Here is a 22,125-nt window from a genome sequence, read left to right on the forward strand (position 1 = left end):
AACGGTTACGAACCGCAGTGCCTTCGCAACGCTTCGGTCAGTTTCTTGGCGTCGATGGGTTTGCTGAGATAATCGGTGTAGCCGGCCTCGAAGCAGGCGTCGCGATCGCTGTCCATCGCATTGGCGGTCAGGGCGATGATAGGCTTGTCGAAGCCTTGGCTGCGGAGCGTACGCACGGCCGTGAAGCCGTCCATCTTGGGCATTTGCACGTCCATCAAAACGACGTCGATCTTACGACCGGCCGCTTGTTCGGTTTCAACGGCTTCCAGTGCCTCGATGCCGTTCTCCGCCGTGATCACTTCTCCGCCGAGTTGTTTGACGAAGTGCTGGGACAGGAACCGGATGTCACGGCGATCGTCGACCACGAGGACGCGGATGTTAAGCGGGCCGGAATCAAGTGGTGCATCGAGTCTGCCGTTGCCATTGCGGGACGGGACTGGATCGGCGGTCTCGGGTTCCGCTGACGTCATCTCGCACGGGATGACCAGCGTGAACGAACTTCCCTTGCCGAGTTCGCTGGTGACTTCGATTCGGCCCCCTAGCAATTCCGATAGTCGCTGACTGATTGCAAGCCCCAGGCCGCTGCCGCCATACTCACGAAGGATTGACGAATCGGCTTGGGAGAACGGGCGAAACAATTTACGTTGCTGCTCGGGCGTCATGCCGATACCGGTGTCCGTGATCGTGTAACGCAGTTCGCAAGATCGTTCGTCGTAGGACATCGTTAGCTTGACGGTGCCGGAGTCCGTGAACTTGATCGCGTTGCCGGTCAAGTTGATCAGCACCTGACGCAGTCGGATGGGATCGCTTCGCAGGCTGCTTGGCAAGTTACCCGAATAAGTGACACTGAGGTCCAATCCGGAATCGACCGCCCGCACCGACATCAGTGACGAAACATCTTCGAGCAACTTGGCGGGACTGAAGGTGACCGGATCGAGCTCAATCTTTCCGGCTTCGATCTTCGACAGGTCCAGAATGTCGTTGATTAATTCCAGTAAGAATTGCCCGTTCCGCCGAATCGTCTCGACTTTCTCTTTTGCATCGGCACTTTCGACTTCCAACAATTCTGCGAAGCCCAGGATCGCGGTCATCGGCGAACGGATTTCGTGACTCATGTTGGCCAGGAAGTCGGACTTGGCTTGGTTGGCAGCATCGGCGAGTTGACGCAGCCGTTGCAGTTCTTCCTGGAACTTTACCTTGTCGGTGATGTCTTGGCCGGTTGCCAAAACGAAGACCACATCACCATCGTCATCGCGAATCGGTGACAGCACGAATTCGGTGATTCGTACGCTACCGTCGGCAATGCGGAAGTTCATGTTCTTGGTGAAATCTTCGCCGCGAGCCGCACCGGCGACCGCGTCTTTGACTTCGGCTTGCATGTCGGGCAAGTCGCGCCACCACGACGTTTCCCAAAACGGTTTGCCGATCTCGTTTGCCCGTTCATACCCGCACATCTTTGTCGCGGTTTGATTGACGTCCGTTAGCACTCCGTCGAGCGTGAGCACGCCGGCGTAGTAACGGCTATGATCAAAGAAGGCGCGAGCCTTTGCCGACGAGTCGATCGCCTGTTGAGCTAGCGCCGCTAGCTTGGCTTCGTCACGGCGGCGATTCGTGATGTCGGCCACCGTTCCGAACATGCGAACGGCTTCGCCGGCGTCGTTAAATAGGGTCGTGGCGTGCGTTTCGATCCAACGAACTTCGCCGTCCGGGCGACGGATGCGACAGGCATAATCCCAGTGCTGTTGATCGCTTGTGCTTTCCAGGAAATCTTGAATCCAGCCGCGATCGTCTTCGTGAACATGTTTCAGGAACGAATCCATGCCCCACGATGCAAGCGGTTCGGCGTACCCGAAAATTGAATCGTGACGTGGTGAACGCCACGATTGATTGGCGACCAAGTCCAAATCCCACGCACCCAAATCGCCGCCCTTGAGTGCCATTTCCAGCCGTTGTTGACCGACTCGCAGTTCGGTGACGTCCGAGAAGGTCAAAATCAGGCCATCCGCTTCCTTCGTTGCCGATTTATAGGGGAAGACGCGACGGATGAACCAGCGTCCATCGGTCGTTTCGATGGTCTCGTTGCCCGCTGCTGGATCGGCGGCCAGTTGCTCCATCGTTGGCAGTGCCGACATCGCGACGGCCTTGCTGGTTAATTCCACCAACGGCCGTCCCAGGTCAACTTCGCGAACGTTATAGATCGCCGACATCGCGGGAGTGAAGTTGCGAATGCAGTTTGACTTGTCCAGGAACAGTGTCGCCGTGTTGCTGCTGCGGAACAAATTCTCCAAGTCACTGTTGCTGCGGGCGAGTGTTTCGTTACTGGCCTGCAATTCCTCCTTCGACGTATTGAGTTCTTCATTGGCCGATTGCAGCTCCTCGTTCATCGACAACAATTCTTCGTTGGATGACTTCAGTTCTTCGTTAGCCGTCTCCAACTCTTGAACGGTGCGTTCGAGATCATTGCGTGTTGCCGCCAATTCACTTTCCAAATGGTCGATCAGCGATCCCGCCTTCGCTTGCGAGATACCCGATATTCCGCAGTCGGCGTCCACCGCATCATCACGGTGCATCGGCTCGCCGGCTTTTTGGAACACCACAAAGTGCATGCTCGTTCCGTTGCCCGCCTCGGGCATTGGCTGCACGGTGATGTTGACTCGCTGCAACCCGCCGTCGACGGGGATCGACAGATTCTCTGACACGACGCGGCGGCGATGCTTTTTGGCCTCGGAAAATGCCGCCCGCAGACCGAGTTTCAAGCCGCTATGAGCCAGCTTGATGATGTTGTTCTCGAAATCGCCAGCGGTGAGCTGCAAGAACGCCGACGTGTCTGCGGACAGAGTTTGGATCCGCCCTTCATCGTCGATGATTGCCCACTGAGGGGCGAATTCGTCCAGCATGATCCGCTGGCCATACTGAAATAGATCGACTTCCGTCTCGGATTCATGCGTTGGACTGGAGTAGCGGCCCAGACTCAACGCCGGCATTTCGTTGACGCTGGGTCCGGAGATCGCCGTCGACTTGCGTTGATAGATGCGATGCTTGACGTCGATCGCAGCGAACAGTTCTTTGTGCGACGACATCGACTCGGATGGACCGAGGAACAGATGCCCGGTCGGCTTGAGAGCGTAGTGAAACAGCGGTATCAGTTTGCGTTGCAGATGCGTTCCGAGGTAGATCAGCAAGTTGCGGCACAGGATCAAGTCTTGTTTGGTGAACGGCGGATCGCTGATCAGGTTATGGGCCGAGAACACGACCAACTTGCGAACCTCTTTGTTGACGAAGTATTGATTGGCTCGCTTGTGGAAGTAATCGTTTAGCCGCTGATCAGAAACCTGATCCGAAATACCAATCGGGTACGCACCGGCTCGCGCAACCTGTAACGCTCGGTCGTCCAAGTCGGTGGCAAAGATCTGGACGGGAATGGTTTTGCCAATTCGCTTCATCTGTTCCAGCAACAGGATCGCGACCGTGTAGGCTTCTTCGCCAGTCGCGCATCCGGCGACCCAAATTCGCAGCGGGTCGTCGTTGTCATCGGCTGCCTGCGCACTTCGTTCGTCGATGCACTTCGCTAGAACGCTGCTGGCGAGTGCCTCAAACGATTCCGCATCGCGAAAGAACTCCGTCACGCTGATCAGCAACTCGCGAAACAGCTTGGCAGCTTCCTCGCGAGACGATTGCAGCAGTTCGAGGTAGCTGTCGACATTTTCGATTTTTAAAACCGAGATCCGCCGGCGAATGCGGCGAACGAGCGTCGTGGTATTGTAATGTTTGAAATCGTTATCGGTATGCTTGTCGATCGCGGCCGTGATCAACGGAATCGCAGCGATGATCTGTTCAGTCAAGTCTGCGTTATCGGCGTTGTGATCGTCGTCAGACCGCTCGGCCAATTGCAACAACTCGCTGCTGATTTCTTTGGTTGACAGAACGTAGTCCACCACGCCGAGCGACTCGGCCGATTCAGGCATCGACGGCTCCGACGCGGTCTTGGACGACTGAACGATCGTGGTGCCGCCCGCTTCGCTGATTTCACGCAGGCCGAGCGTACCGTCGGTTCCAGCACCCGATAGGATCACGCCGACACTGTTTCGTTTCGCCTGGCTTGCGATCGAGGTAAACAGGTGATCGACGGGCGAATGGGGATTGTCGCCAGTCCAAGGGTGAGCCACCACTTTGTCACCATCGAGCTCCAAGTTCGTCTTTGCTGAGGCGACGTAAATTCGTCCCGGCGCGAGCGTGACCGAATCGGTCACTTCGCTAATCGGAAAATGGCAACGATTTTCAATCTGCTGCAAGACAGATTTCTCAGACGGCTCGGTCTCGCTGACCACCAAAACGATTGCCTGGGGCAGCCTGCCATCGAGCCCTCGCAGCACATCCAGGAAATCCCCCAGCCCTGCCGACGAGCAGCCAACGCCGACGATTTGAAGCGGAGACTGGTTATCGGAGGCTGACATGGGATCGTCGATCAGGGAGGCGAGTTGTGAAGCGACTCATTATCCTCATGTGACGGGCTCATGGTAGCCTCCCTTTCGGCGGTAATGTCCTCATGTTTTGCGCCTAGGCCGTTGACACCGCCGGATTCTTGCTTAGACACGACGGATCTTCCAACAAGTTTGCCCAGACGTTCTTTTCCAACAGTGTGGCGCTGCCTGTCAGGGTGCAGAACGCCACGTCGGCCGCGTCTCGCCCGACACCGATCCGAACCAAGCCCAGCGTCGATGCCAACCGCGTTGGATCGAACAAATACCACTGTCCATCCAAGAACGCTTCCATGAAGCCGTGGTAGTCCGGTGGTTGAAGGTCAACGGCGTAACCCGAGACGTAGCGGGCGGGGATTCCAATTCCACGGCAAAGACTAATCGCCAAGTGAGCGTAATCGCGACAGACGCCGGTTCGCTGCAATAATACGTCCGTCGCCGTCGTCGTGGACGTCGTGCTACCAGGCGTGTACTCCAGGTGCTCGAATACCCAGTCGCAGATAGCTTGAGCACGCGTGAAGCCAGGCTTTAAACGTCCAAATTCCTCATACGCGAACCGCGCCAATACGTCGCTTTCGCAGTAACGACTTGGGTTCATGTACGTCAGCACCTCGGGCGGCATTTGCGAGGCCTGAGATTCACCCACTTCACGCGGCCGTTCAATGTCAGGTCTTAGGTCAGCCGTTGCCTCGTAAGAAATCGACAATTGGCAAGGTTCGACGACGATGCGGTGCAGTCGGTTGCCTTCCGGACCGATCTGACACTGCTCCACGTCAAGCGGCGGATTGAACGTCATGCGTTCGACTATGAAGTCCGAGATTGGCAAGTGGGTTGAGTTGGTTTTCTTACATTTTTTTTGTCTGCCGAAGTGAGTGAGGTGCCGTCGTCTGGGGTGTTGATCGGTCGCTCGCCCGTAAGTGGCGACCGATCAACACCCCAGACGTAAGGTACCGGTCGGCTCGCCAGTGGAGTTCGATCGATGTTGCGGCTGTTCTCGGACATGCCAAGGAGCTTGATTAAACGACTATTCGAGTTTTCAGCGTTCTTTGGTCCTAAAGGGCCCGGAAGTTAATGGCTCCGGGCGACGCTGTCTCAGTTATCCATACACGGTTCAAGCCACTTGTTGGGCCGAATCTTGTGAGGCTGTCTCTTACCTGGAGGCTTCAATTGAGCAGTAAGAGTTCATTCCAAAAGTGCCACACATTCTTTAGGGCGATGTGTCCGAAAGCTCTGACGATTGCCGTGGGGGCAACCAGTCTCCAAATCGAGCCAGTCGGCATCAGGCTAGGTGGGTGTTGGGCACACATGGATGGGTCTAGTCCTTGGGGCGTGTTCGCTTCGGCAGGTTCCTTTGGTTCAGTCGACGGGATTGACGGGTGAAATGACAGCGGTTCAGGGTTGCAGGAGTGGTTGTTGTAAAAAGCCGGCAGGTCCGATTCGTTACGACGATGTCTTCACATCAGGCAGCGCATACTGGTTGTCCCACCGACCGAGGATCAAAAGAGGCGAACAAGGCCGATTCGTTACTTCGATGTCGAGGCATCAGGTACGCGATACTGGCTTTCTTGCTCGCCTCCGAGTCGAGGATGGAGGCGGGTTCTTTGTGGTTTTGGAGCGCGGCGTGATTGGTTTCTTAGCACCGGATGGCTCTGCCTTCTTTCCTCGGCAAGACTTCTTGTCGGCAGACCTGGGTCGCTCCGGTGCTGACGGATGTAACTTCGCTTGCTCGGCGGCTTGGCGTTCTTTGGCCAAGCGTCGTTTACGCTTGTGTCGACACTCCTTTTTGGGCATCGTTCGCAATGCTTCTTCGTCCATTGGCAGTTTCCCTCCATAAGACTTGGTCACGTCAATCATCTTGTTCGGATCCCAGTCTCGTTCGTCACGCAGCATCGCCCAGGCGATCACGGCGAGCTTGCGAGCCAGTGCGATCGCAGCTTTCTTCTTGCGGGTTTTCTGCTTGCCACAGATCCGTTCGTAGACTCCTTTGGCCCACGGGTTGTATCGCAACGATGCCCAGGCGCACTCGACAAGAATCGTTCGAGCCAGTGGATTGCCTCGTTTGGTGATGCGCCCATTGCGGTCAGTTTCGCCGGATTGATACTGACGTGGCACGAGTCCGAAGTAGGCCGATACTTGTCTGCCGTTTTCAAAGCGATGCGCGTCGTCGATACAAGCGACGAGGATCTCCGCCGTGCGAGGACCGACACCGGGGATCGTTTGCACGCGTCGAAGTCGCTCGTCGGTTTTTCCGATCGCCTCAAGCCTTTTGACCACTCCGGCGAGTTGCTCGGTGAGCGAGTCGAGGATGGTCAGTTCAATGTCGAGCTCGCCTTTCCAAAGTTCGTCCGCGTCGCAGTCAGCCAGAGGCTTGCAGAACGAGTTGATTTTCTCACGCCCGGTATGCCAAGCTTTCTCGCCTGATGCGATCTCGATGCCGTGGTTGACGAACCAGGCACGGATGGTGTTTTTGGTTTTGTTGATTCGATTGTCGAGAGTCTTGCGGTACTTGACGAGCGATCGAAACTCACGGTGCTGTGGCGTGGGCGTGTGGACGCCTTTGAGTTCCCCCATGGCAGCCATGCGGGCGAGTTTGAGTGCGTCGTCGCGGTCGGTTTTACGTTTGACGTTGGCCCATCGCCAGGCTTCTTCATTGGTGCTGCAAACGAGCGTTTTTAACCCATGTTCTTGGGCCAGATCGTTAATCCATCCCGAAGGGCCACAGGCCTCCATCACGACCAGGTTGGCCTTGTTATTCGTGAAGATCGCCGTGAGATGTTCTCTCGTGGTGGGCGTGGTAACAAATTTCGCTTTTCGATTTTTCGCGTTAAAGAAGCAGGCGACGGAGTTGAATTTTCCGAGGTCCAATGCGAGAATCTTCATTGCTTTGAATCCTTGTGTTTGGTGGGTGGAGTTGAATGTGACAAGCAGCCGCAAGCTGCGCAGATCACGGGTTTGAGTCGCCAGTCATTTTGGACGAATGACTCCCACCCATCAAACCTCGGACTTACATGGATTCTTTATTGACCAATTGATGTTGCGTCCAGGCCGCTGCGATCTTTAACAGAAAAATGGTGGGCTGCTTCACTTCGTAAGTCAGTGTGCTGCCGATCTGAATTTGTGTCATTGGAGTGGATGAAGGAGTGGAGAAGCCCATTGCATGGGCAGGGAGTGCAGTGAATTGGAAAGAGCCTGTGTCCAATGCTGGATCACTTCAGCAAGGTCTGCTTCGGTATAACGATGAAACCGAGGGGTGGCGTCTTGGTTGCCAAGCACGGCAACGTCAACCGGATAGTCAACATCTGTCACACTGGTGCGGGTTGCATCATAGGCCAGCAAAGCCAACGCGATCGCAGACGATAGCGGTGTTTGGCTGGTTAACAGTCGATCCAGGATGGGTTTGCCGTAATACGTTCGGCCGATGATGAAGTAAGGCGAGTCGAACGCGACTTCGACCCAATTCCCTTCTGGGTAGATATAAAAAAGCTGAGGGCTCTGATCGGCAGACAAACGACCGCCAATGATCGCGTGCATGTTGAACGCATGACCGGTCGACGCCAGCGATGGACCATCCTCGTCTTTGACTCGCCGCAACTGGTTGCCGAATAGATTGGCGAACTGATACAGCCTATCCCGAACAACGTCCTCCACGCGGAGTGTTTCGTCGACATAAGTCAACGTCTTGTCGCGCACCGACCGCAGACCGCTGGTCATGGTAAACAGCGCAGAACCTGCCAGTTGGAACTCAGCCAGTTTCTGCTTGTTGACCTGTTCACTGCCACGAACGATCCGCGTGTCGGCAAGTGCCACGATTCCTTCGTTGACTTTGATTCCAACACAGAACGTCATGTCTAGACTCGCTTTGCAAGATAAATAATCGCCAGGATGACCAGGATGGTTCCGAGGATTCCGCCGCCGATGTACATCGTAATGCCTTGTGTTACAGAGTGAAGTGGTAAGTATTTTCTCTGAAAACACCACAAGCACTTCTCGCGCCAAACCGCTTTACGCGATGCCGCAGGCCGGTTTATCGGCGGTGTGCCCCCTCGCAGGCATCGGTCTAAGCGGTCCAGCGTTTGCGTCAGAGGAGAGGAAACGACTCAGCCCCCTCCAATTCACCCGAAGGCAATCCAATGTCCACCATCCTGCTTGTCATTCTGATCCTGTTGCTGTTAGGCGTTGTCCCAGCGTGGCCGCACAGTCGCAATTGGGGTTATGGGCCCAGTGGTGGACTCGGCTTGGTCGCTCTGATTTTGATTGTTTTGTTGTTGATGGGCCGGATCTGACTCTCTCTACGAAAGAAGAACGATGAACACGAAGCCACGAATCGCGATTTACTTGATGACGTCATTCCTGGCGGCGGTATTCGTTGCGCAAACGGGATGCGATCGCAAGGAAACCGTCGTCGAGATAGAGGGTCCGCGCGGTGGTGGGGTCTCCGTTGAAAAAGATGTCGATGATGGCAGCATCACTGTCGACGTCGAACGCTAATCAACCGCACTGGTCGCTGATCGACCTAATGGCAAGTCTCGTCGAGCGCCAGTTCCATTAAAAAACTCGCGATCTCGGCGGCGGTGCCCACGAAGACGGGATCCACTTCCGCCAAGGCATGAAGAGGCATCGACGGGCAGTCCGCGTCGCTGGGCGATTGGATGATGCAACGGCCTCCCGCGCTCTTAATCGCTCTCATGCCTTCGGTGCCATCGCTGAGCATCCCCGACAAGATCACACCGACCGCGTTTCTGCCTGCGCTTTCCGCTACCGACTTGAACAGATCGTCGATGCGATGCATCCGTGCGTACCGGGATGTATCGACTTCGACGTCAAATTCATCACCGTCCACCTCGACTGTTTCGTCCGAGTGCCCGACGTAAATCGTCGTGCATTCCAAACATTCTTCGTCTTCGGGCTCATCGACGCGAATCCTCGCACGTCGCGCCAAAATGTCGGCCAGCACGTTCTCGTGCTTCGGTTCGCGGTGCGTAGCGATGATCAGGGTACCGGCAAACCAGCAAGGCAAACCTTCGACGATCGTAACGATCTCTTTGAACCCCCCTGCCGAAGCCCCGATCGCAACGATCAAGCTAGTATTGGAACTTGGGGAATCATTCGTGGTCATTGCAATTGCCGATTGATGGACGCGGTTCGCTGTGGAGTCTTCAGTAGCAGACTCGCTTCCGACATCGGGTTCGACGGGTGACCGATGATTTTAGAAACGGCACGAGAGGTGCATTGAGGTCAACTATCGCATCCTCACATGCATTTATCTTAGCGAACCAGGTAACCGTCCGTGAAACGCAACCGACCCGCCACAACAAAACTTGCCGCCCCGCCTGGAATCGCAATCGTGTTTTACACGCTGGCGACGGTGCTGATGGTACTGGCCCTCCTGTACTTTGCCAAACCGGTATTGGTGCCGATCGCCCTGAGCGCGATGTTGGCGTTTGTGCTCTCTCCGTTGGCGATCACTTTGGAACGTTGGAGTATCCAGGGCTACCGAATCGGTCGCGTCGGATCGGTGCTCGTCGCCACCGGAGCTGCTTTTGGGTTGATTGCTCTAGCGAGTTGGGCACTGGTATCACAGGTCCAGAGCCTGGCCGCGGATCTTCCTAACCATAAGACAGAAATCAAATCGAAGATCGCTTCGCTTCGCGTCAGTGAGGATTCAACGTTTTCACGTTTGACAGACATGTTCCAAGAGTTGTTTCCCGAGGAGGGTGTCAACGCTGAAGCGGCACGAGCGAACCTTGACGGGGGAATGAGCAAAGACGACGACTTGAGCGAGGAAGCACCGTCAACCATCATCGTCGCCGCTGCCGAAGACGGACGCATCGCGGCAGCGTCGGACATCCTACTTCCCGTCGTAGAACCGATGGCGACCGCCGCTTTGATCATTGTGCTTGTGATGTTCTTGATGATCTGCCGCGAAGACGTTCGCTACCGAATGATTTCGCTGATCGGCGACAAGGCACTGACCGGCACGACTCGCTTGATGGTCGACACCGCGGATCGCGTCAGCAAATTCTTGCTTTACCTACTGGTCGTCAACGCCAGCTTCGGAATCTGGTTTGGCATCGGGCTTTATCTGCTGGGCGTTCCCTACGCGGCGCTGTGGGGATTCCTGACATTGTGTTTTCGATTCATTCCGTTCTTGGGAAGCCCTGCTTCGGTGCTCTTTCCGTTGCTGATCAGCATCGCGACATCCAGCGGTTGGTCGCAGCCGGCCTATGTGTTGGTATTCTTCGCCGTTTCCGAACTGATTACTGCCAACATCATCGAACCGATCGTGTTCGGAAAGACAACCGGACTAACGCCGATTGCACTCTTGATCGCGGCGTTGTTCTGGGCTTGGGTTTGGGGTCCCATTGGGCTGCTGTTGTCGACGCCTCTGACGGTTTGCTTGGTCGTGCTGGGTCAGCACCTGCCCAACCTGCGATTCTTGAAAGTATTGCTCGCCGAGCAACCGACCTTAGATGCACGACTGCAGTACTTTCAACGTCTCCTGGCCAACGATGCCAAGGGAGCAACGTCGGTCGTCGAAGCCTATCGTCAGGAAAATGGGGATGAAAACGCATTTGAGGAAGTTCTCGTGCCGGCTCTGCAATGGACGCGGCGAGAGCGTTCGGATGGGAACATCACTGCCGAGGAAGAAAGATTCATTTGGGAAGCCACGCGAGCGGAAGTCGCCAAAGCTGAGGATGCCCATGACGGCGAGACGCTAACCGAGAATTTGTATCGCGTGCTCGGCTATCCCGTTCACCACGAATCTGAACAGATCGTGCTGTCGATGCTGCAGCACTTGCAAAATGCAACTTGCCACACGCATTGCTTTACGACGAAACAGCTTCCGTCACGCGTCTTACAGCAAATCGAGACAGAGCAGCCTGATGTCGTGTTGCTAACGGTCATGCCGCCGGGCGGTTTGCCGCAGCTGAAATTCATGTGCGAAGAGACGCGGCGTCGATCACAGCGTTCCCACATCGTGGTCGTTTATCTCGGCGAGATCGCCGATTATGACGAGCTGTTAGTGGAACTACGCGGCGACGGAGCCAGTTACCTGACCACTTCGCTTGGTCAAGCTGTCCACCAAATCGAAATGCTCCGTCAAGATGCGTTGGAAACGCAAATCGAGACGTTGATCGAATCACCAAATGGCGACGACGTGCGTGAAGGGGTGACCCATGCCGGCTAATACAACTCCACTCGAAAAGCTGGGCCGAGATTGGACGCGTTGGCTCGCCCCGACCGGATTAATGATCGCGCTAGCGATGTTGCTGCTCACCGGACTGGCGACCTATCGCAACGTGCGTGAGTTTGCGGATTCGGCCGAGTGGGTGGTTCATACCCGCGAGGTGCTTGCGTCTCTGGAAGCGCTCTCGTCAGACTTATCCGAGGCAGAATCGACGGCCCGAGCATTCTACTTGACCAACGAAGACCGCTACCGCGATGAATACCAGACCTCGATCGTGGACGCTCGCGAACACGAAGCAGCCTTGCTCGAACAAACCAAGGACAACGCTGTCCAGCATGCACGGATGAGGGAGCTGTCGGCACTGATCGAACCGAAAATCCTCTCGATGTCAACCTATGCATCCGCAGATTCCATCTCGGCGGAAGATGACCTTTGGCGTTCGCAGACGTTGAGGAATGACTCATCTCTGATGCGTGAGATCCGCGATCGCGTCGCAGAATTGAACGAAGCCGAACGGAAGCTTTTGGTCGAGCGAACGGAGAATTATCGGAGCATGATGTGGCAAACTCGCTGGGCCGTGATCGCGTCGACTTTACTCGCCACTGCCCTCGTCGTAGGCACGTACCTATTGCTTCGTCGGCACTGGCGACTAAGCGATCTGTCGACGACGTCGGAACGGCGACACCATCGCGAGAAAGACGAATTGGCGAGGTACAACCAACGACTGCTCGAATCGACCGGCGAAGGCATCTATGGCATCGACGCGAACGGTCGATGCACATTCATTAATCGTGCAGGTGCTCTACTGCTAGGCGGTAAGCCAGCAGATTTCCAGGACAAAGACATGCACGCGGTGGTCCACTATGCCAAACCCGACGGGACCGTGTATGAATTGCAGGAGTGCCCGATCTACCGTTCGATGCGGACCGGAGATGGTTGCCGCGTCGACGACGAAGTGTTCTGGAGACTCGATGGCAAATCCGTACCGGTTGAGTACTCGTCGTTCCCGCTGCGTGGCACTGGCGTAGATTCGGAACTGATAGAAGGTGCCGTCGTTACGTTCGCCGGCATCTCGGCGCGGTTGCGCTCCCAGAACGAGCTACGCGAAGCGAAGGAACTCGCCGAGGCAGCCAACGAATCGAAATCGCAATTCTTGGCCAACATGAGTCATGAACTTCGCACGCCGCTGAACGCCGTCATCATGTACAGCGAATTGCTGGCCGAGGAAGCCGAAGATCACAACGTGCCCAGCTTCATTCCCGACCTAAAACGCATCCGTTTTGCGGGAAAGCACTTGTTGGAATTGGTCAACGGGGTTTTGGACCTGTCCAAAGTTGAAGCGGGCAAGATGGAAGTCTTCGCCGAGCAGTTTTCAGTTCCGAAAATGATCGAAGAAGTCATCGCGACGGTGGAGCCGCTTGTCGAGAAGAACCGCAACGTGATTCACTTTGAAATTTTCGATGGTGTTGACGAAATTCAAGGCGACGTAACCAAGCTTCGCCAAGTGCTCTACAACTTGCTAGCCAACGCCAGCAAGTTTACCGAAGACGGAAAGATCACGGTGAGAGTGGGGCAGAACGTCGAGCAAAACAAGTTGATCATCGACGTCGAAGACACCGGAATCGGGATGACAGAAGAACAGGTCGATCGACTGTTTCAGCCGTTCATGCAAGCGGACGCGTCGACAACCCGAAAGTATGGCGGCACAGGCTTGGGACTGGCGATCATTAAACGTTTCACCGATTTGATGCTTGGCAACGTCAGCGTCGCGAGCGTCAAGGGCGAGGGAACCACGTTCACGGTTACCGTGCCCACCAAGCTTAACAGTACGCCGCAGGCGGTTTCGCCGATGGAGAACGCCGCTCCGACTGCCGAAATGAGCATGGTTGGAAACGAGGGAGCGAGCGTTGTGTTGGTGATCGACGATGATCCGGCTGTTCGCGACATCCTGACTCGCGTTTTGATTAACGAAGGCATTCGCCCGATCACGGCAATGGATGGTGAAGACGGATTGCTCAAGGCTCGCGAGCATCGGCCTGATTTAATCATCCTGGACGTGAACATGCCGAAGGTGGATGGATGGTCCGTGCTCAGCACACTTAAGGCGGATGATGAACTGGCCGATATTCCCGTCGTGATGCAATCGGTCCAAGACGATCGTGACCTCGGTTTTATGCTTGGCGCGTCGGAGTATTTAGTCAAACCTGTAAACCGTGATCGCTTGCTCTCCATGTTGCAAAAATATCTCCGTGATGGTGAAGGCACCGTCTTGATCGTCGACGACGATGAACCAACTCGACGGGCAATCCAGCGGACGCTCAGCACGCAAAGCTGGGACATCGTGCAAGCGATTCATGGCGCCGACGCCGTCGACCGAATGCACGAAAAAATTCCGTCGGTCATTCTGCTGGACCTGATGATGCCGACGATGGATGGTTTTGAGTTTCTGGACATCCTCAAAAGCAATCCGTTGTGGCAGAATGTGCCGGTGGTCGTGATGACCGCCAAAGAACTGACCAACGACGATCGCGAGCGGCTCGCCGGCGGCGTTGAAAGAGTGCTTGCCAAGAGTGGCTTGGACCGTCATCGCTTTCTCGACGAAGTTCGCCGAATTGTCCAATCCGTGGCAAAGCCAACACCAACCGTCTGACCCGACGCCGAAGACGAGGCTTCGCCCTACGAATCTCCCCGTCGGCGTCGCTTCCAACGATGAACCAAACCCAACTCGGAACCACCATGCCACGAATCCTGATCGTCGACGATAACGAAGACAACCGTGACGTACTCGCCCGACGTCTGCAACGCCGTGGCTTTGACGTCACTGTCGCCGTTGGAGGCCGCGAAGGGGTTGCTCAAGCGGAAACCGATGAACCCGACATCGTGCTGATGGACATGAACATGCCCGTTCTTGATGGCTGGGAAGCAACCCGTCAAATACGCACCGCGGGGAACTCGGTACCCATCATCGCCCTCACCGCTCACGCCATGAACGGTGACCGTGAACGGGCCATTGAAGCGGGCTGCACGGATTATCACACGAAACCCGTGGAACTGGACGAACTTCTCTGCCTGATCGAAAAACTGCTTGGTTAAGCCGCTCGGCTACTTCAATTCCGGCAAGATCAATCGCTGGTCCGCATGTTCGGCGACGAACGCTTTCAGAGACTTCTCTTGCTCTTCGACAGCGTTCTTTGCGGAACGTTGCACTTCATCATCTGCACGCTCGGTAAACATCTTCGGCACCTTGACGACGACTTCTATACGGACCTCCACTTCGACGATGGTCTTCACACCATCGCCGCGAGCGGTAAGGTTGGTTTGATATCTCTTCAGATTTCCCGCCGGAGCGGTAGACTTGGTTTCGACCATCATGGATTCGGTTCCAACATCCGCATGCTGTTCGAGTTTCAATTCCGTCGCGTCAATCGCCGGATCGTTCAGTTCGACCGTGATTCGCTTCACGGCTGACAAATCGGACTTGGACTTCCCGCGGATCGCATTGAGCAGAGGGCGTTCGTCACCGCTGGTGTCCACTTGCAGATCGTCCATGGTTTCGTCAATCAACTTCATACCAACCTGGTCGATCATCGCCCGCGTTGCATTCTTACGCACCATGATCTGCCGAAATTTTTCATAGTCGCAGTCAACGATAAAGTTCGTTGAATGGTTCCCGTCTGCGGAATGCTCGACCGATGCGAGGTTCCAGGCGACCACCGCCATACCAGAGAAAGCAATCACCGTTGCGATTGCAATAAACGCGAGTTTTTTTGCCGATCGGTCGATTGTTGTCATTGCCGTGGGTTCGTTGGTGGGCGATTGAGCGTGGACGCGGATCTCAACCGGACAGGGCAATCACTGTGCCATGTCAATTAACATCAGTGGCAAAAATTTTTGGCACGGCAATCGCTTACGTCCGCTGAATCATATCGCGTAGAGTGGCTTTTCAACCAAGCTAATTCGGTTCTCGCCCGCCCACCATCGAAGCAGCATCAACGATGAACGTACACACAGAATCCCTTGATCGCCGCAACTATTGGGCACACGCGACTGCCGTGTTCTTGGAATGGATTCGCAAGCCCTCTCAAGTCGCTTCTTTGGTGCCCAGCAGCTCGGCATTGACCCGGCGGATTGCCGATCGTAGCTGCGTTCGTGAGGCATCTAAAATTGTCGAGCTTGGGCCGGGAACGGGCGGGACCACGGAGGCGCTGCTCTCCTCCGCCAGTCCGAATTGCCGAGTGCTTGCGATTGAGAAGGCTGCGAACTTCATCGGACCGCTTAAAGCGATTGGCGACCCTCGTTTGATCGTCGAGAATGACGACGTCGTCGGTCTGGGGCGATTGCTGTTGATGCATGAGATGACGTCGCCGGATGTCATCGTATCGGGGATCCCATTCTCGTGCCTTTCGCAACAAGTTGCCTTCGACCTGATCAAGTCGATCCATCGCAATTTGGCCGACGGTGGGACGTTTGTTGCTTATCAATTCCGACGTGATGTTGCCCATTTTGCTCGACCGCATTTTGGCGAGCCTAATTCTAAAATAGTTTGGTTCAACTTTCCGCCGTTACGGGTCTTCACATGGACGAAGCCAACATCGCTCAAGTGATTCAAGCCTTCCGCGCGAGAGGAGGTACGTTGACTGGCATCAACACACAGTGCCAACGCAGTATCCTAAGCGGTGCAGAAGAGGCCGAGAACTTTCTGGCCGATTCGCCGTTCCATACTTGAACTGGACTTTGCCTATGAACGGCGTCGCGTGAAGCTTGCAAGGTCGGCGACGGCGATTTAGTCGCGAATTAATTGCCACAGCACGGTCAGCAGTTCGGCTTGGTCGATGGGCTTGGGGACAAAGCGGTCGCACCCCGCGTCGAGGCTGGCTGTCTGTTCTTCCTGCATCGTACTGGCTGTCATCGCAATGATAGGTAACTTGACGCCACGTTCTCTTATCTCTCGAGCAGCTTGGTAACCATCCAAAACCGGCATCTGCATGTCAAGGATTAATGCGTCGTAAATGCTGGCCTGGGCCTGAATGCGATCGACTGCCAACCGCCCATTGTCGACGACGTCCACCTGGACTTCCTCACGCGAGAGAATTTTTTCGACCAGAAACTGGATTCCGCGCGTGTCTTCGGCCAATAAGACTCGTTTACCAGCAAGCGGCTTCTCGGCGGCCGGATAGTCAAAGTCGCTTGAACTTTGATCCGCATCGGACGCGACGGCAGCATTGACCGGCAAGCGGAGCGTGAATCGACTGCCCACGCCTCTTTCGCTTTCGACCAGTAGTTCACCATCCATCCGTTCGGCAATACGACGGCTGATCGCCAAACCCAGGCCAGCGCCTCGCACTCGCCGCGTCGAAGTGGGTGAGGATTGTGTGTAAGGATCGAACACACTGCTGAGCATTGAATTTTCAATTCCAACACCCGAGTCAATGACGCGGATTGACAGACGTTCGTTCTCCGACGTTGTCTCGAGGCGAACTTCGCCTTCGTCCGTAAACTTAATTGCGTTGGAGATTAGGTTTTCGATGATTTGGCGTACACGGGTGGGGTCCAGCGACACAAGCATCGACGGTAACTCACTCAGTTCAACGACGAACCGCAGACCGACACCAGCCGCTACGGGAGCAAACGCTCGCTCGATTTCCTGCAACAGGCTTTGCAGATCCGTGGGCACAGCATTGATGGCGAGTTTGCCGGATTCAACCTTTGATAAGTCCATCAGGTCATTTAGAAGCGTGGTCACGAAGAGGCCGCTGTCGCGGATCGACACCGCCATGGCTTCCTGCTCCGGCGTTAGCTTCTGCTCGATCAACAATTCGGCCATTCCGATCACGGAGGTCATCGGCGTCCGGACATCATGGCTGACGTTCGCCAAGAAGGTGGTCTTCATGTCGCTAACCTGACGCGTTTCACGAATCAGCTCTTCAAGTCGTCGTTGGACGCCCTTTTCGTTGCTGATGACGTGCCCCATGATCGAAAAATAGCGAACGCGTCCGACTTCGTCGCGGTGCGATGTAATGAGTTCCGAAATGGGTAAACGATTGCCCTTACGATCGACCAATTCGGTCTCCCCATTCCAGTGCCCCGTTCGTGTTGCATCGGGAACACCTTCGGTCATCACGCGGTCTCGTGATTCGGGCGAGTGCAAATCGCCGATGGTGACGCCAGACAAATCCTCGTCGAGCCCCATTCCGGTCAGCAAGCGGCCAGCCCGGTTGATCGACATCATGCGGCCCAAAGCATCGCAAGTGCCTATGAAATCGCTCGCATTTTCGACAATGTCGGAAATTCGGATGAGCTCTTCGAGTCGATTGTCGTCGTAAATCTGAATAGCCAACGACTTTGCTACCGCCATCAAAGTCGAACGAACTTCATCCAATTCCTCGTTTTCTGGAATCGCCACCAACACACCGATGACACCAACGCAATTTTCTTTATGAATCAACGGCTTAAGAATCAATCGCCATGGCCGCCCCGGATCGTGGTTCCGCCGATTGTCGCCTGCGCTGTCTTGTGAAGCGGCGGGCGGTGGAGCCTTCTGAATGGCACGCTGGACCTGTTTCCCAGTCGCACGCACCCTCGCTGCAAGGTTCGGCAAGTCCAGTCGGTTGTCTTTGAGCCATTGATCTTCAAAGTCGCCAAAGCTGGAAAACTCGTCATTCAGCTCGCCCGTCAAGCCGTCCACTCGCCAAATCCACAGACATCGCGATTTCATCGTTTCCGATGCGACGTCCGCTAATTCACGCCACCCTTCACGGCGTTTGCCATCGACAAACGAATTTGCCCGAACCTGTTCCTCGAACTTTCTTAGTCGTGATTGTCGTCTATAGGATGTAATGTCACGCTCAATGGACGAAATACCGACGATGCCATGGCTACCGAATACCGGCGACAACCTAGCCATGATGTCCAAACGAGTGCCATCACGGGTCACACGTTCGGAATCCAATTGTGTCGATACTTGGTCGCTACGAACCTGTTCGATACGCATCGCCATTGTGCCTCGTTCTTCGCGTGGCACAACCAAGTCGTAAAAATTTCGGCCGATCGCTTCTTCGTGACTCCAACCATACAGCGACGTCGCGGCGGGATTCCACTGCGTGATCGAACAGGCCAGATCCATCGCGATGATACAATCGGCGGTCGATTCAACGATCGACGCCCAACGTTTCGCGGCGTCCTCCTTCTGTCGGATGTTAGTTGAATCCACATAGTTCACAACGACCCCGTCAGCAATAGTGGAAGAATCGAAGGGTGTCACATGAACGGAGAAGACGCGGCCGTCAGGGAGTTCAAGTTCTTGGTCGACTGACGTCCGTTCATCCAGCACACCACGAAACGCGTCTAGCAACCGCTCTGGAACGAACGGAGTTTGAAAGCTGGTAATTGGCCGCCCCATGTCGACCGTTCGCAGCCCAAACTGCAATGCCAAGTTGGGGGTGAATCGACGAATGCAAAGATCTTTGTCAAGAAACAAGACCGACACCTCGCTGGCCCGTAGCAGATTGTCCATGTCATCATCGGCGTCCTGCAACTGAGCAATTTTGCGGTGATATTCCGCATTTACCGTATGCAGTTCCTCATTAACCGACTGAAGTTCCTCGTTCGTGCTTTGCAACTCCTCGTTGCTGGATACCATCTCTTCATTGGTTGCCTGAAGTTCCTCGTTACTCGATTCGAGTTCCTCAATGGTTGCTTGCAGATTTTCGCGAGTGAAGGAAAGCTCGTTCTGTAAGACCGACAAACTATCCGAGGTTTGCTGAGAAACGTCGACGCGTGCCGTCGTGGATTGCCCCGGTGTGACCGAATCAGCCGCCTCGAACGAAACGATCATCAGGGACACGCCACGGTCATCTTTGACGACCGGTTTCGCCGTCAAATCCAATACCCGTGCGTTGCCCAACGCAACCGATCCCATCGTGATGCCCGAATAGACGACTTGATCCTTGTCTCTTTGGCAATGTTGAATAGCGGCTCCTAATGATGGCTTTAAATCGGGGCGAATCATGTCAACTAGCAAGTCTGAATGCCGCCCCGATTGCATTTGCAAGAACTCGCCACCACCGGCAAACGTGTGCAACAAACGCCCATCTCCGTCGATTAAAAAGCCGGCCGGCAAAACGGATTCAAGAATCGCATCGTAAGCCTTCTGCAGATGTGTTTCGGGCAACTTTGGCGATCGCAGCGATCCAGTACGACTGGTTCCCCTGCCAGTGCCAAACGCAAAGTCTGCTGGCCTGTTCGGGTGACCCGCGATGCTCAGAGCGTGCCGCTTCGCCTCGGCGCGGTTAGCCGCCAACTGCACGTCCTTCAGTTTGCGAAACAACCGCCAGCGAGCGTTAACCTCATCGAATTCTTCCTCCAGTTCACCAATCGTCTCGCTCGATCCGAGAAACAAGAATCCGCCGGTCGCCAGTGCGAAATGAAAGAGTGCTAAGCACTTCGTTTGGGCGGGTGGTTGCAGATAGATCAACAAGTTGCGGCACGTTACCAAATCCATCCGCGTAAACGGGGCATCCTTCATCAGGTCGTGCTGGACGAATACGATCCGCTGCCGAATCCGCGGGACAACCTGGTATGTTTCGTTATGCTCGATGAAATACTTGTCAATCTTGTCCTGCGGTAATACCTGCACCGCCTCCTTCGTAAACACTCCCACGGCCGCCTTGTCGATGGCGGCACGATGAGCATCTGTCGCAAAGAGCTTGAAGCGCACCTTCTTCTCAAGGCGTTCGATTGCTTCATCAAGCATGAAAGCAATCGTGTACGCCTCTTCGCCTGTCGCGCAACCAGCGACCCAGATACGGACTTCGGCGTCGTCACTCTTTCCCGCCAAAATTTTAGTAAGGGCCTCGTGTTGCAGGATCTCAAACGCTTCACGATTGCGATAGAAAGTCGTCACACCAATGAGCAAGTCCGCCAACAGCGAGTCACGCTCCTGCGCGTCCGCGTCGATCAGGTCCGCATATGCCTCAAGCGAATCCTGACCGATTAGTTGCTGGCGTCGCAGGATCCGACGAAGGACTTGCTCCGGCTTGTAGATCGAAAAGTCAATTTTCGAGTGCTCACGTAATCGTTCCAGGATTGCGTGACTCGCGGGGTCGCCATCCCCCGTCATCTCCAATTGCTCGACCTGTTCGCGAGAAAGTGATTGCCGAACGTAGCGAACCAACGCATCGGCCAGATCGGCTGGCGGAAGAACCACATCGACAAGTCCAGTGGAAATCGCTCTTTCCGGCATGCTGTCGAACTTGCAAGATCGAGGGTCCTGGGCCATCACCAGCCCGCCGGTGCGATGAACATCCACGATGCCCGCCGACCCGTCGCCACCCGTGCCAGACAAAATCATCGCAATGCCGAAGCGGCCCTGATCCTGAGCCATCGACAAAAGAAAGTGGTCGATTGGCAGCGAGAGTTGATCTTCATCAGAACGGTCCGCCAAGAACAGGCGCCGATTCTGCATCACCATCTCTTTGCCCGGTGGAATCAGATAGACATGATCTGCCTCAACCTGCACTCCGTCCTCTGATTCACGGACGATTGCGATTGGCATGTCCGTCACCCGAGCAAGTAACTCAGGCATTCGGCTTTCATGCTGGGGCGATAGGTGCTGGATCACAACGTACGCAACGCCCAAGTCATTCGGGACACTTGCGAAAAATACCTGCAGAGGCTCTAGCCCGCCTGCGGACGCGCCGAGCGTGCAGACGTGGAACTCGCAACCATTGTTCGGCGACGCGGGTTGGTCTGCCAAACCCGCGGTAGCGGAATCGTCGGGGCAGTTCGACGCGGGATCAGAATCGGAATGTTCGGTCATATTAAATGTCAGGCTTTGTTGGTGGGGGAGAAAATCTCCCCCGATGCATTCGTTTTGCAAAGTTCTCTTCGTTAAGCTTTGTCAGTCGTCGACGCCGCTTCTGCGTCTGAGACAGCAAGCCGCTGGTCGATTGCCGACCGCAATGGTCGGCAATAGGCCAATCGAGCGAATCCCGCAACTTCCATTACATTGGGGTTTATTGAATTGCGACCAAGCGTCAGAATCACACGTCTCGGCGGTGACCAAGGATTGCATTATTGATGCCAATCCACTGCCGTACTAAATCGCGAATGCGAATCGCGGCCTCGAGTGATACAAACCACGAATGAATGCGGAGCAAGGAAGCTTCTTTCATCGTTCGTCCTCAACGCACGGAGTAGCGGCGAGGGCGAGCATTTTACCCGCCTCAAAGGCAAAAGGAGCTTGCTATGTTGGTTCTTTCGCGTGGCCAAAACGATCGGATCGTTTTTCCATCCCTCGGTATTTCGGTCGAGGTCCTTAAAATCAACGGGTCTCGAGCGTCTCTCGGCGTCGTTGCCCCGAAAGGTAACCGTTCACAGCCCGGTTCAATGAATCAGGCGGCAGCAGGGGCGCTTGGCTCAGATATTTTTGGCAGGAGAGATGGTGCGGCATCACCGGAG

15 protein-coding genes are annotated in these 22,125 nt (G+C 55.3%); 7 read left to right on the plus strand and 8 right to left on the minus strand.

What is annotated here, in order from left to right:
• Nucleotides 1-5: 5 nt before the first annotated feature.
• From FHS27_RS23680 to FHS27_RS23695, 4 genes are all read right to left on the minus strand, one after another.
• On the minus strand, nucleotides 6-4,454 hold the full coding sequence (locus tag FHS27_RS23680) for a CheR family methyltransferase (protein WP_184307661.1): 4,449 nt from the start codon (nucleotides 4,452-4,454) through the stop codon (nucleotides 6-8).
• Between the two features lie 103 nt (nucleotides 4,455-4,557).
• Entirely contained in the window at nucleotides 4,558-5,274 is a 717-nt protein-coding gene (locus FHS27_RS23685) for a transglutaminase-like domain-containing protein (protein ID WP_184307663.1), read from the minus strand.
• A gap of 746 nt (nucleotides 5,275-6,020) precedes the next feature.
• Nucleotides 6,021-7,358 (minus strand): IS110 family transposase, encoded by a 1,338-nt coding sequence (locus FHS27_RS23690; RefSeq protein WP_246420723.1) that lies wholly within the window; start codon nucleotides 7,356-7,358, stop codon nucleotides 6,021-6,023.
• Nucleotides 7,359-7,598: 240 nt separating this feature from the next.
• The gene (locus FHS27_RS23695) at nucleotides 7,599-8,324 is read right to left on the minus strand and encodes a proteasome-type protease (protein ID WP_184307665.1); all 726 of its coding nucleotides are present in this window, start codon (nucleotides 8,322-8,324) and stop codon (nucleotides 7,599-7,601) included.
• 284 nt (nucleotides 8,325-8,608) lie between these two features.
• Here FHS27_RS23695 and FHS27_RS23700 point away from each other — a divergent pair, with 284 nt between their 5' ends.
• Together FHS27_RS23700 and FHS27_RS23705 are read left to right on the plus strand one after the other, a co-directional pair.
• Nucleotides 8,609-8,761, plus strand: a complete 153-nt coding sequence (locus tag FHS27_RS23700) for a DUF3309 family protein (RefSeq protein ID WP_184307667.1) — start codon at nucleotides 8,609-8,611, stop codon at nucleotides 8,759-8,761.
• A gap of 22 nt (nucleotides 8,762-8,783) precedes the next feature.
• Nucleotides 8,784-8,966, plus strand: coding sequence for a hypothetical protein (locus FHS27_RS23705; protein ID WP_184307703.1), 183 nt, complete (start codon nucleotides 8,784-8,786; stop codon nucleotides 8,964-8,966).
• A gap of 25 nt (nucleotides 8,967-8,991) precedes the next feature.
• Here FHS27_RS23705 and FHS27_RS23710 read toward each other — a convergent pair whose 3' ends face one another.
• On the minus strand, nucleotides 8,992-9,594 hold the full coding sequence (locus FHS27_RS23710) for a chemotaxis protein CheB (protein WP_184307669.1): 603 nt from the start codon (nucleotides 9,592-9,594) through the stop codon (nucleotides 8,992-8,994).
• A 171-nt stretch (nucleotides 9,595-9,765) separates the two neighbouring features.
• Between FHS27_RS23710 and FHS27_RS23715 the strand changes: the two genes are divergently transcribed.
• The 3 genes from FHS27_RS23715 (at nucleotide 9,766) to FHS27_RS23725 (ending at nucleotide 14,760) form a co-directional block, all read left to right on the plus strand.
• Nucleotides 9,766-11,667 (plus strand): AI-2E family transporter, encoded by a 1,902-nt coding sequence (locus tag FHS27_RS23715; RefSeq protein WP_184307671.1) that lies wholly within the window; start codon nucleotides 9,766-9,768, stop codon nucleotides 11,665-11,667.
• On the plus strand, nucleotides 11,657-14,317 hold the full coding sequence (locus tag FHS27_RS23720; RefSeq protein WP_184307673.1) for a response regulator: 2,661 nt from the start codon (nucleotides 11,657-11,659) through the stop codon (nucleotides 14,315-14,317). Before FHS27_RS23715 ends, FHS27_RS23720 begins: the two co-directional genes overlap by 11 nt.
• Before the next feature lie 86 nt (nucleotides 14,318-14,403).
• Nucleotides 14,404-14,760 (plus strand): response regulator, encoded by a 357-nt coding sequence (locus FHS27_RS23725; protein WP_184307701.1) that lies wholly within the window; start codon nucleotides 14,404-14,406, stop codon nucleotides 14,758-14,760.
• A 9-nt stretch (nucleotides 14,761-14,769) separates the two neighbouring features.
• Here FHS27_RS23725 and FHS27_RS23730 read toward each other — a convergent pair whose 3' ends face one another.
• Nucleotides 14,770-15,459 (minus strand): hypothetical protein, encoded by a 690-nt coding sequence (locus FHS27_RS23730; RefSeq protein WP_184307675.1) that lies wholly within the window; start codon nucleotides 15,457-15,459, stop codon nucleotides 14,770-14,772.
• A 203-nt stretch (nucleotides 15,460-15,662) separates the two neighbouring features.
• Here FHS27_RS23730 and FHS27_RS23735 point away from each other — a divergent pair, with 203 nt between their 5' ends.
• Nucleotides 15,663-16,271, plus strand: coding sequence for a class I SAM-dependent methyltransferase (locus FHS27_RS23735; RefSeq protein WP_184307677.1), 609 nt, complete (start codon nucleotides 15,663-15,665; stop codon nucleotides 16,269-16,271).
• A 179-nt stretch (nucleotides 16,272-16,450) separates the two neighbouring features.
• Here the strand turns inward: FHS27_RS23735 and FHS27_RS23740 are convergent, their stop codons facing one another.
• Together FHS27_RS23740 and FHS27_RS31455 are read right to left on the minus strand one after the other, a co-directional pair.
• Complete coding sequence (locus FHS27_RS23740) at nucleotides 16,451-21,484, minus strand: CheR family methyltransferase (RefSeq protein ID WP_184307679.1); 5,034 nt, start codon at nucleotides 21,482-21,484, stop codon at nucleotides 16,451-16,453.
• 223 nt (nucleotides 21,485-21,707) lie between these two features.
• Nucleotides 21,708-21,839, minus strand: coding sequence for a hypothetical protein (locus FHS27_RS31455; protein ID WP_261363955.1), 132 nt, complete (start codon nucleotides 21,837-21,839; stop codon nucleotides 21,708-21,710).
• Nucleotides 21,840-21,912: 73 nt separating this feature from the next.
• On the opposite strand from FHS27_RS31455, the gene FHS27_RS31720 reads away from it, so the two are divergent.
• Nucleotides 21,913-22,125 (plus strand): carbon storage regulator (locus tag FHS27_RS31720; RefSeq protein WP_184307682.1); only part of this gene is annotated, 213 nt, incomplete at its 3' end.

The organism is Aporhodopirellula rubra (assembly GCF_014192335.1).
Classification (GTDB): domain Bacteria; phylum Planctomycetota; class Planctomycetia; order Pirellulales; family Pirellulaceae; genus Rhodopirellula; species Rhodopirellula rubra.

Excerpts from the sequence above, each read along its gene's own strand:
- FHS27_RS23685 (WP_184307663.1), bottom strand. The coding sequence starts at position 5,274 with ATGACGTTCAATCCGCCGCTTGACGTGGAGCAGTGTCAGATCGGTCCG.
- FHS27_RS23725 (WP_184307701.1), top strand. The coding sequence starts at position 14,404 with ATGCCACGAATCCTGATCGTCGACGATAACGAAGACAACCGTGACGTA.
- FHS27_RS23705 (WP_184307703.1), top strand. The coding sequence starts at position 8,784 with ATGAACACGAAGCCACGAATCGCGATTTACTTGATGACGTCATTCCTG.
- FHS27_RS23710 (WP_184307669.1), bottom strand. The coding sequence starts at position 9,594 with ATGACCACGAATGATTCCCCAAGTTCCAATACTAGCTTGATCGTTGCG.
- FHS27_RS23740 (WP_184307679.1), bottom strand. The coding sequence starts at position 21,484 with ATGACCGAACATTCCGATTCTGATCCCGCGTCGAACTGCCCCGACGAT.
- FHS27_RS23695 (WP_184307665.1), bottom strand. The coding sequence starts at position 8,324 with ATGACGTTCTGTGTTGGAATCAAAGTCAACGAAGGAATCGTGGCACTT.
- FHS27_RS23700 (WP_184307667.1), top strand. The coding sequence starts at position 8,609 with ATGTCCACCATCCTGCTTGTCATTCTGATCCTGTTGCTGTTAGGCGTT.
- FHS27_RS23680 (WP_184307661.1), bottom strand. The coding sequence starts at position 4,454 with ATGTCAGCCTCCGATAACCAGTCTCCGCTTCAAATCGTCGGCGTTGGC.
- FHS27_RS23690 (WP_246420723.1), bottom strand. The coding sequence starts at position 7,358 with ATGAAGATTCTCGCATTGGACCTCGGAAAATTCAACTCCGTCGCCTGC.
- FHS27_RS23720 (WP_184307673.1), top strand. The coding sequence starts at position 11,657 with ATGCCGGCTAATACAACTCCACTCGAAAAGCTGGGCCGAGATTGGACG.
- FHS27_RS23735 (WP_184307677.1), top strand. The coding sequence starts at position 15,663 with ATGAACGTACACACAGAATCCCTTGATCGCCGCAACTATTGGGCACAC.
- FHS27_RS23730 (WP_184307675.1), bottom strand. The coding sequence starts at position 15,459 with ATGACAACAATCGACCGATCGGCAAAAAAACTCGCGTTTATTGCAATC.
- FHS27_RS31455 (WP_261363955.1), bottom strand. The coding sequence starts at position 21,839 with ATGAAAGAAGCTTCCTTGCTCCGCATTCATTCGTGGTTTGTATCACTC.